The organism is Sphingopyxis sp. (assembly GCF_050725615.1).
In the GTDB taxonomy this organism is placed as follows: domain Bacteria; phylum Pseudomonadota; class Alphaproteobacteria; order Sphingomonadales; family Sphingomonadaceae; genus Sphingopyxis.
The window spans coordinates 36,996-47,343 of sequence record NZ_JBOHHU010000024.1 but is presented as its reverse complement, the minus strand read 5'-3'; the positions used below and the strand labels follow the sequence as shown (position 1 = coordinate 47,343).

10 protein-coding genes are annotated in these 10,348 nt (G+C 60.1%); all 10 read right to left on the bottom strand.

What is annotated here, in order from left to right; translation table 11 throughout:
- A partial coding sequence (locus ACREB7_RS07755) for a TraV family lipoprotein (RefSeq protein WP_431591707.1) occupies positions 1-359 on the bottom strand: 359 nt, incomplete at its 3' end.
- 465 nt (positions 360-824) lie between these two features.
- Positions 825-1,121 carry a putative quinol monooxygenase gene (locus ACREB7_RS07750; RefSeq protein ID WP_431591701.1) on the bottom strand — a complete coding sequence of 99 codons (297 nt, stop codon included), beginning with the start codon at positions 1,119-1,121 and terminating at the stop codon, positions 825-827.
- Positions 1,122-1,166: 45 nt separating this feature from the next.
- Positions 1,167-2,105 (bottom strand): electron transfer flavoprotein subunit alpha/FixB family protein, encoded by a 939-nt coding sequence (locus ACREB7_RS07745; protein WP_431591700.1) that lies wholly within the window; start codon positions 2,103-2,105, stop codon positions 1,167-1,169.
- Positions 2,105-2,851 (bottom strand): electron transfer flavoprotein subunit beta/FixA family protein, encoded by a 747-nt coding sequence (locus ACREB7_RS07740; RefSeq protein WP_431591699.1) that lies wholly within the window; start codon positions 2,849-2,851, stop codon positions 2,105-2,107. Before ACREB7_RS07740 ends, ACREB7_RS07745 begins: the two co-directional genes overlap by 1 nt.
- A gap of 70 nt (positions 2,852-2,921) precedes the next feature.
- On the bottom strand, positions 2,922-4,949 hold the full coding sequence (ndpC, locus tag ACREB7_RS07735) for a 6-hydroxypseudooxynicotine oxidase (RefSeq protein WP_431591706.1): 2,028 nt from the start codon (positions 4,947-4,949) through the stop codon (positions 2,922-2,924).
- Between the two features lie 131 nt (positions 4,950-5,080).
- On the bottom strand, positions 5,081-5,530 hold the full coding sequence (locus ACREB7_RS07730; RefSeq protein ID WP_431591698.1) for a nuclear transport factor 2 family protein: 450 nt from the start codon (positions 5,528-5,530) through the stop codon (positions 5,081-5,083).
- Positions 5,531-5,598: 68 nt separating this feature from the next.
- Positions 5,599-6,090: a c-type cytochrome gene (locus ACREB7_RS07725; RefSeq protein WP_431591697.1), complete on the bottom strand. Its 492-nt coding sequence runs from the start codon at positions 6,088-6,090 to the stop codon at positions 5,599-5,601.
- Positions 6,083-7,561: a flavin monoamine oxidase family protein gene (locus ACREB7_RS07720; protein WP_431591696.1), complete on the bottom strand. Its 1,479-nt coding sequence runs from the start codon at positions 7,559-7,561 to the stop codon at positions 6,083-6,085. The genes ACREB7_RS07725 and ACREB7_RS07720 overlap by 8 nt, the downstream gene beginning before the upstream one ends.
- 36 nt (positions 7,562-7,597) lie before the next feature.
- Positions 7,598-8,998, bottom strand: a complete 1,401-nt coding sequence (locus tag ACREB7_RS07715; protein WP_431591695.1) for an aldehyde dehydrogenase family protein — start codon at positions 8,996-8,998, stop codon at positions 7,598-7,600.
- Between the two features lie 100 nt (positions 8,999-9,098).
- Entirely contained in the window at positions 9,099-9,515 is a 417-nt protein-coding gene (locus ACREB7_RS07710; RefSeq protein ID WP_431591694.1) for a RidA family protein, read from the bottom strand.
- Positions 9,516-10,348 lie beyond the last annotated feature (833 nt).

The window sequence follows — 10,348 nt, the reverse complement described above, 5'->3', positions numbered from 1 at the left end:
TGCCCTCCGGAGCGGGCGAACGGCAGATAACCGAGCTCGTCGAGCACGATCAGGTCGAGCCGCGACAGCTGCGCCGCCAGGGTCCCGCCCTTGCCGATCCGGGTCTCCTCTTCGAGGCGTGTCACCACCCGCCTGGAATTTGGGAGGCGGTGCGGTCGGAGAAGATCCTTGTCGTCCGTCACTGCAGGATCTGAACGCGACCTTATGCCCTGGCTTGCATCCTCATAAGCTTTCTCGGGGTGGACGCATTGGCCATGATCGCCGTTCTTGCAGCTGAACGTCTCGCTATAGGGCGACATCGCCGAGCCGAGTGAGGAACAGCCCGCGAGGAGCAACGGGGGAATGCACAAAGCTCCCAAACCTCCGTGTCGGAGGAAGCGAGCGTGCGGAAAACCTCTGGTCATCATTTCTCCCTCCCGCGACAGCGCAAGCGCAATGGCTGCGCAGGGCGCAGGAAAGTGGGGTAATGCCCCTCTCCAAATCGGAGTGGCGATCGCGAGATGGCGCGATTGCAGGTGCGCGGACAAGGCCGGGGGCAGAGCCTTTCCCCTCGGAGGCACTGCCCTGCCCAAGCGCAAGCTTCTGACCAGCGGTCTCAACATGGGCTGTTTGCGCTCGAAAGCCGCAAACTGGTGACTGCCGCCCGATAGCCCTCAACTATCGAAATAGTAATAAAAAATCTCTCATTTCGCGCCCGCAACAGAACGACGAATTCTCATATCGCTTTCCGGCGCTGGTCCGATCGATGCAAGACAAGTTCGGGAAGATTGCCCCAGAATTATGGACTCGTGGGGTTGAGAGGCCCAAGCTTGAGTTAGATCGGATCAATCGACTCGGATCGGCTCAAGAACCACGGCTATACGGTCAGCGAGTTCGTTGATTACCGTGAGATAGTGTTTGAAATGCGGGGTAAGACGATGCGCGGCGACCGCAGCCTCGTCGACATAGAGCTCATCGAGCACGAACCGCAACGGCGTCGTCTGGTCCTGCCACAGATCATAGCGGAGATTCCCTTGTTCTGCCCGGCTGGGGCCGATCATGTTCTCGAGGAGCGATCTTAGTTCTTCGAGCCGATCGGGCCGAGCAGTCAGAAGTGCCACAATCTTGATCGGTTTCGACATGACGGTCCTTTGGATCCGGGCGCAACGCGCAACGCGCAAAAATCTTTATCCCCGGAGTTTTTGCGTCAGATGGGGAACAGCGTCAAACAGATCGGCGACTAGACCGAGGTCGGCGACCTGAAATATCGGCGCCTCTTCGTCCTTGTTGATCGCAATGATCGTTCCCGAATCTTTCATCCCAGCAAGATGCTGGATCGCACCTGATATTCCGACCGCGATATAGACGTCCGGCGCGACTATTTTGCCGGTTTGTCCGATCTGATAGTCATTTGGGACATAGCCCGCGTCGACTGCTGCGCGGCTGGCGCCGACCGCCGCACCAAGTGTATCAGCCAGCGGAAAGATCGTCGTCTTGAAGGTCTCGGCATCCTTCAGGGCACGGCCGCCGGCGACAATGACCTTCGCCGACGCAAGTTCCGGACGCTCGCTCAACGCGATCTCGGCGCCAACGAAGCTGGAGAGGCCCGCATCGCCGCCGCCGGCAACGGCTTCGACCGAGCCCGATCCACCTTCAGGCCTGGCCTTCGCAAATGCGGTGCCGCGCACGGTGATCACCATTTTGGCGTCGGAGCTCTGGACGATCGCGATGGCGTTGCCCGCATAGGTTGGACGCGTAAATGTCTTCGGGCCTTCGACCGAGAGAATGTCGGAGATCTGCATGACGTCGAGCAGCGCGGCGACGCGCGGTGCGATATTCTTGCCGTTGGAAGTGTCGGGCACCACAAAGGCGTCGTGCTGGCGCATAAGGTCAACGATCAGCGGCGCGACATTTTCAGGGAGCGCATTGGCATAGGCGGTGTCATCGGCGACATGGACCTTTGCAACGCCCGCGATCCGCGACGCGGACTGGACGACGGCCGCGCAGCCCGATCCGGCGACAATCAGATGGATTTCGCCGATCTGCGACGCCGCGGTCACGGCGGCGAGGGTCGCATCCTTGATCGCGGCATTGTCATGTTCGACCCAGACGAGGATTTTGGGCATCAGGCTACTCCGAGTTCTTTGAGCTTGGCGACGAGGGTCTCGACGTCGGGCACCTTGATACCCGCCTGGCGAAGGGGAGGCTCGGACACCTTGAGGACGGTGAGGCGCGGCGCGATATCGACCCCGTAGTCGGATGGAGATCTGACTGTGACCGGCTTGGACTTCGCCTTCATGATATTGGGCAGCGAAGCATAGCGCGGTTCGTTAAGGCGCAAATCGGCGGTGACGATGGCCGGCAGCGCGAGACGAACGGTCTCGAAGCCGCCATCGACCTCACGGGTGACACGCAGATGCCCCTCCTCATATTCGATCGCGCTGGCGAAGGTGCCCTGTGGACGCCCCATCAGGGCGGCGAGCATCTGGCCCGTCTGGTTGCAGTCGTCGTCGATCGCCTGCTTGCCGAGGATAACGAGGCCGGGCTCTTCCTCGTCGGCAACGCCTTTAAGGATCTTGGCAACAGCCAGCGGCTCGACCATATCGTCGGTCTGCACCAGGATGGCCCGGTCCGCGCCCATGGCGAGGGCCGTGCGTAGCGTTTCCTGCGCCTTGGCCGGCCCGACGGAGACCACCACGATTTCGTTCGCCGCGCCCTTCTCCTTCATGCGGATCGCTTCTTCGACGGCAATTTCGTCAAAGGGGTTCATGCTCATCTTTACATTCGCAAGGTCGACACCTGTGCCATCGGCCTTGACCCGCGGCTTCACATTATAGTCGATCACCCGCTTCACGGGCACGAGGATTTTCATCGGGCTCTCCATTGCGTTGCGGCTTGTCGCGGGTCCCGACATATCGTGGACCGGCGCCAGCCCATCCTTCTCACTTTGCCTGCCTGCCAAACTGCATGCCGGCCTTTCGACCGTCCCGGGTGGCCTGGGCTATCTGTCCCGGGCCAAGGCAGTCGCCGATACGTTCCACGGACACTATTTCTCCAGCGTCACGCTTTTTGACGAGTTCATGATAGAGATTATCGTCCGAAATCTGGCCCGTCACCAATACCACCGCATCGGCGGCTCGGATATGTTCGGCACCCGTCAGCAGGCGACTGGTTTTGACATGGCCCTCTGAAATGCTGACAATCGATGTCCCGACGACGATTTCGATGCCGATTTCATTCATCGAATTGATGACGTGAACAAGCTCCAGGGTGTTCAGGGTCCAGGGCGCGGGATCGCTTGCGGTCGTAACATAGGTGACCTTGCAGCCGGCCGCGGCAAGGCGTTCCGCAACGACCGTGGCCATGTAGAAATAGTCCTCATCGTACACGATTACTTCGCCGCTGGGCAGCGTCCCATTCAATATATCTTCCGGGCTGAATACATGCGGAAGGTCGCATCCCGGTATCGGCTCGTCGTGATTGCGGCCAACGCCGTCGCGCCGCCACGCCGCTCCCGACGCCACAATGACATGGTCAGCCTCGAAACCCGCGACGTCCTCCGCCGTCAACTTGCTCTCAAGATACATATTGACATTCGCCATCGTCTGAAGCTGTCCGACGCGATAGTCGACCACGCGCCCCCAGGTGCTCAGGCGCGGCATCTTACGCTCGCGCACAAGGCGGCCGCCCCATTCGGAACCCGCATCGGCGATTGACACCTGATAACCGCGCCGGGCCAGCGTGTGAGCAGCTTCGAGCCCAGCCGGTCCCCCACCCACGACCAGTATATTCTTTTCAGGGTCGTCCGCAGGGGGCACATTTTCGGGATGCCAGCCCATCAGATGCTCTTCGCCCGCAGAAGGGTTTTGCGTACAGCGGATCCGTACCGACGTCATGACCTCGGCGGTGCAAGCGTTGCACCCAATGCATTCGCGGATGTCGTCGTGGCGGCCCTCGTCGATCTTGTTCGGAAGGAATGGATCGGCGATGGATGGCCGGGCAGCACCTATCAGATCGAGGATGCCGCGCTTGATCTGGCTCACCATCGCATCGGGGGACGTGAAACGCCCCACGCCGACCACCGGCTTGTTGGTCACCTTTTTCACGAAGTCGATAAAAGGCTCCTGCTGGCCTTCTTCGAAGTACCGGCTGCTGCCGCTGTCCCACGGCCAGTCGCTCACATTGACGTCCCACAGATCGGGAACATCGGCCAAGGCTTCTACGACCCGGCGGCCGTCTTCCTGCGCGGTGATGTTCGACGCTCTTCGTCGATCCTCTACGGCGAAACGGACGGCGACCGCGCAGCTGTCTCCAACCGCGTCCTTCACGTCGCACAGCGTTTCCCGAAGCAGGCGTAGTCGGTTCTCGAAGACGCCGCCATATTCATCGGTCCGCTTATTCGTTCGCGTGTCGAGAAAGTCCTGCAGCAAGGACAGATTATGTGCGCAATAGACGTAGACGATGTCGAAGCCTGCTGCTTTTGCGCGAACTGCGGCATCGCGATACCAGCGCCTGAAATCGGCGATATCCTGCTTGTCGATCGTCCTGGCGGAAATCGGGTTGTTAAAATAATGCGGGAACTTCGCGGTCGGAGACAGCGGGTGCTCGCGATAATAGGCTGCCGGGCCCGAGGCTCCGGCGTGCGCCAGTTCGACCCCGGCCAATGCACCATGCTCCTTCACCGCCGCGACGATACGCGCGATGGGCGCGATATGTCGGTCGTGATAAAGACACGGATCGGGAAGGGGGGCATGATCCGATGTTTCGTGAATCATCGTCTCTTCGATGCAAATCACGCCCCATCCGCCTTCCGCACGCGTTTTTCGGTAGGCGACCATCTCGTCCATCGACGACATGCCCATGCTGATTGCGTGCGGGACTACGTAGAACCGGTTCTTGGTCCTGACCGGTCCGATTTGTACCGGCTCAAAGAGGATATCGTAGCGTGGATCTCGCATAAGTCGCTCCATCGGCGCGTTGGTCGGTCCCGGATTGTCCGGTTGAATGTTTCCCGTGTTCCAACAAGGCAGGTCGCCCTGCACGGGATCGGCATATTCAAATGGCCCGCTTCGGGATGCTTCCCGTCGCGCATTTGGGCCGGTCAGGCGATCTGCCGAACGGCGAGGTCGCCTGCTTTGCAAAAAGCGTCCTTGCGCACGATTTTTCCGTCGCGGACATGCAGTATGTCGAGGCCATCGATCGCGGATTCCGTGGCGTCCGGCGCCGTTATGAGCAGGGTCCAGGTAACGAGCGCGATGGATTGCTCTTCATCGGTCAACGTCGACGTGACCTGATAGTGCGATTGGCTGTCGGATACCGCAAAACCGGGAGCGAGTGCATTGCCGATTGCGGCGCGCCCCTTATGTTCGATGCCGTGGGGGTCGATATAGACGGCGGTGTCGGAAATGAACGCCAACATCGCCTCATAATCCCCGGCGTTGAATGTCCCCATGAAGGCGCTGACGATTTCTGATAGGCTTTTCATGTTCAAAAAATTCCTGCCGGTACCGGTTTCATAGACGAGTGCCAGGATTCCTTTCGGAATCAACAAGTTGAGATAACGCCCCCCAATCGCGCAACGGGTGGCACAGGGGAGCTTCGTTGCGCGAAGGGGAGGCGTTATTTCGCTGGAATGCTCGCGAGATATGCGATCATTGCCTTGCGATCGGTTTCCTTTGCGAGCCCGCCAAAGGCCATCGATGTGCCCGGATAGGCCGCCATCGGATCCTTCAGGAATGCGTCGAGCTTTTCGGGTGTCCAGGTGCCGCCCGCATTTGCAAGCGCCTGCGAATAGGGGAAGCCCGCGGCGCCGCCGATCTTGCGACCGACCACCGCCATGAGCTGCGGTCCCGCCGGCGACGGCGTCGCAGGATCGACCGAATGGCACACGGCGCAGTTGCTGAACAATTTTTTGCCCGCCTCGACCTGGCCCGCATCGGCGGCAAGCGCAGCATAGCTGCCAGTCGCGGCGGCGGGGGCAGGTGTCTCCACGCTGGCTTCCGTACTGCTGCTGTCGCTTTCTTCCGATGGCTTCGAGCAGGCCGCTGTTCCGGCCAGTAAGAGGCCTGTCAACAACGCCAGCCGATATTTGCCGATATGAGCGTTATCCATTTTTTGTATCCTCTCTTGCAAGCTTTTCGGTCACTTCCCGACAGGCACGGATTCCGCTTTCCACTGCGCCGTCGATATAGGCGTGCCAGCCGTCGGCCGTGGCGGCACCGGCGAAGAACAGCCGGTTTTCGGGCTTCGCCATATCCTTGTATTTCTTGAACCAACCAACCTTGTAGGATGGCCAGCCCTGTTTCGAGAAGGGATCCTTGACCCAGTTATATGGCGCGATGTCGGTGACTTCGACACCGGGATGGATCTTGCGCAACTCGGCGGTAATGGCGTCCTGGTCGTTCATGTCGATCAGGGATTGCCGTCCGATGGTGGCCTTCAATATCGTGCCGACCTCGTCGTTGAACTCTTCGGTCTGAATGGCATTCAAGGGATTGGGATCGTCGCAGAAGGTGAAGGTATTGCCGAGATTCTTCTTCACCCGCATGTACATTGTCGCGCCGTCACACATTTCGCCATTGTCGATGAAAGCGCGTTTGGCGGCAGACAGTCCCGGCTTGAAATTGATATCGGGATAGACCTTGGTAGGCAGGGTGAAGATCGCGGCTCTTGCCTCCACCGTGTGACCGTCGGCGGTCCGGAGGATGACGCCTCTGTCATTCTGCTCGACTTCTTTCACGACTGTGCCGAGCCGGACATCGGCCTTGCTGTCGTCGAGGATTGCTTTGGCCAGCGCGGCGGTGCCGCCATTGGCGATATGCCAGTGCTTTTCCGAGTCCGTGAAAGTGAAGGGATCCCACGAAGCTAGCGCGAAAAGCTTGACGAAGCTTGCATAGCTGAAAGCCGAGGTCGGTGCGCCGGCGTAAAGCACCAGTTCTGAGTTCAGTGCGGCTCTCTGCAGCGGGTCAAGACCCAGCGTCCCGATGTGCGCGGCCGCCGAGGTGTCGTCGATCTTCAATACGTCGGGATTGGCAAAAGGCTTGTACGGCTGCGGGAACAAGCTGCGCGAGTTGGCGCAGAACTTGTTGAACGCGTCGCTGTAAAGGCTGTCGAATGCCGCCGGCGCGACGTCGTGAACAGTTCCGTCCGATGTCATGATATAGGATGCGTCGAGATTGTAGAGCGGAACTTCGTCGAAGCCGAATCCGTAGCGCTGCATTTCTGCGAAGACGTGTGGCTGGACCCAGTGAACGGACGAACCACCCAACTCCACCTTGCGACCGAGGAACTCGCTTGTGAATGTGCGTCCGCCAATGCGCGGCCGCGCTTCCAGAACCACGACGCGCCACCCCTTTGCGGCAAGATCGCGCGCCGCGGTTATGCCGGCATAACCCGCGCCAATGACGGCGACGTCATAGGGACCGCCTTTGCCGCCGCCCTCGCGTGTCTCGCGTTCCGGATTTTCTTTGGCGCAGCTCGCCAGCGCAACCGCACCGGCAGCAGCAGCACCCAGCCTCATCAGCGAACGCCTGTCAACAGCCTGGCTCGCCGTAAGTCGCTGCTTTTCCGAATCGGTGGTCACGACATTTCCTCTTCCGTTATCCGATGGCCAGGCTCTTCAAGCCGCCGCGTTGATTACCTGAAGGCGAGTAAATTCATGCACGCCTTCGATGCCGCCCTCGGTTCCGACACCGGACTGCTTCGCTCCCGAAAACGGGATGTCGGGCTGAATGGCGACATGTTGATTGATCCAAATGGTTCCGACGTCGAGATCGCGCGCGAGCACGCGCGCTCTGCCGACGTCCCGCGACCAGATGGAGGCGCCCAGACCGTAAGGGCCGGCATTGGCCCGCGCGATCGCGTCCCTTTCATCCGAAAAGCGAAGAACGGGGACGACGGGGCCAAATTGCTCGTCGGCGACCAGCCGGGCCTCGTCGTCGAGATCTGCGATCACCGTTGGTTCAATAAAGAAGCCGGGTCGGTTGGCAATATGACCGCCTGTCAAAACCCGGCCTTGGGATGCGGCCTCTTCGATAATCTCGCGAACCTTGCAGAACTGCATATTGTTCTGGATTGGGCCGAGCGTGACCCCCTCCTCGTCGCCGGCACCAAGCTTCAATGCTCGGGCTGCGGCGACGAGTCGCTCACAAAAGGCGTCGTAAATCTCGTTGGCGACATAAAGCCGCTTCGGGGCCGCACAGATCTGGCCCGCGTTGAGGAAGGCGGTGGCGGCGAGGCCCTGCGCCGCGCCATCCACGTCGGCGTCCTTGAGGACGATCGCCGGGTCATTGCCGCCCAGTTCCAGCGTCACGCGCTTCAACGTCTCGGCAGCGCCATGCATCACGCGCTTGCCGGTTCCGGTCGAGCCGGTGAAGGAAATCTTGGCAATGTCGGGATGGCCGGTGAGTATCGAGCCAAGATCGTTGTCGTCGGCAATGACATTGAATACGCCCGCGGGGAAAATCTCGGACGCCAACCGACCCAGCTCCAGGCTCGTCAGCGGCGTGGTCGGCGCAGGCTTCAAGACGACCGTGTTCCCGGTGAGCAGGGCGGGGCTGAATTTGTTGCTCGCCAGGATCAGGGGATAATTCCACGGCGTAATCGCCGCAACGACGCCGAGCGGACGGCGCTCAATCTCGTAGCTGCCGTTGGCGTGGCTTCGCGTTTCGGCACCCAGTTCGGCGCTGGCGTAATAGCGTATTCCCTGCAAGGTGGCGCCAACTTCGAACCGCGCCTCCGCCAGCGGCTTGCCCTGTTCCTTTACAAGCAGGTTGGCAAAGTCTTCAACCTCTTCCTCGAGCCGCTGCGCGAACAGCAAAAGGCAATTCCGGCGCTCGTCCCAAGGCGTTGCTGCCCACGCAGGAAAAGCGCGGCGCGCGGCCGCCACCGCAGCATTGAGCTGGTCTTCGCTCGCCGCAGGGGCGGTCGTGAAGGGTCGTCCAGTTGCGGGATTGACGATTTCAATCGTTTTCGCGCCCTCGACCAGCTGCCCATCTATGAGCATTTTATAAGCGTGCATGGTTCGTTCCATTCAGAGTTCAGTTACACGGAATCGCATATGCGAACCCCGGAGTTTCGGTGCTGCCTTCAGGCCGACCCGATCGACATAATTCATCCGCTCATACGCCTGCCGGCAGATAGGCGATGGCTGTGACCTCGACTTGGATCGCGCGCTCGATGAAGCCCGCGACCTGCACACCCACCACCGACGGACCGTTGCACCCTCGATAGAAGGCGCGCCTGTGCGGAACGAGCCGCTCGCTGTACTCCTCGGCCGAGCAGCCATAATAAATCGTTTCGCTCACCACGTCGGCGGCGGTGCCGCCATGCGCGGCAAGGACATGCTTCAACTGTTCGTAGATGACCTTGAACTGCAAGGCGGCGTCATCCGCATGAATAGCATGGCCGTCGTCGTCCGCCGCAAAGAGCCCGCCGATGAACAGGAAGTCTCCAGCGCGCATGCCAACGGACATACAATATTCCTGTTCCATGCCGGGGATCAGACGGAATGACTGGGGTTTCATGACAGGCGTCATGGAAACACGCCCTCCCGCGCTCTCAGATGGAAACGCAGCCGATCTCGCCATTGTCGGAGCCCCGATGCGCGCGCCCGGGGGCTTTGTCCGCATGGGATCACGGACCTTTCGCTTAGCCGCTTAAGGGGTCGATCGTGCCGTATTTCCTTGCTCCTCCGGTCGTGCGCGAGACCTGTTGCAGCCTCGCCTTCGTGGGGATCGACTCGGCTGCGCACGCCTCGAATTTGTAGCAATTTCGTCACCATTCGCAACTAATTTATGCAAGTGATGATTTTTCTCACAAGGATCTTCGAGGCATGTTTCACGAGGAGGGGATTGCGCATTTTATGAGCTAAATTGCTGGTAAACTGTTGTAAATGCGCCGAATCGGATCAGCCGTGGGTGCGTCGCTGTGGCTTTGTTTCAATCGCCTCTTTAGAGCTTCATAAACTGCATTAATTCTCATCAAGGATAATTTGTGAATCTCTCGGTTGAAAGATTCCCAAAGGGTAATGTCGGTCCGACCCCTGTCCGTTGGTTGCCGGGCGGCGTGCTCCCCACCGGCAAGGATGCGCCTTGGCGATACGAGCAAAAGTCCCTGGAGGACCGCCAGGCTGCGCTTCCAATTGACAGGAGGCCGCATCCCGGCAGATTCCTGAATGGCAGTCCCGAAGACACGTCAAGGCCTCCCCGGCCGTGACTTTTGCGCGACAAACCTGCTGATGAATAGGCCTGCAGGTCAGCGATGGCGGGTGTCGTGCGCTCGGGCCGCGATCCCAGTGTAAATGCGGTGGCATCGCCCGGCACCGGCGGCTGCGCTTTTTTCCGAGTTCGGGGCAGGCGGTTCTCGACTT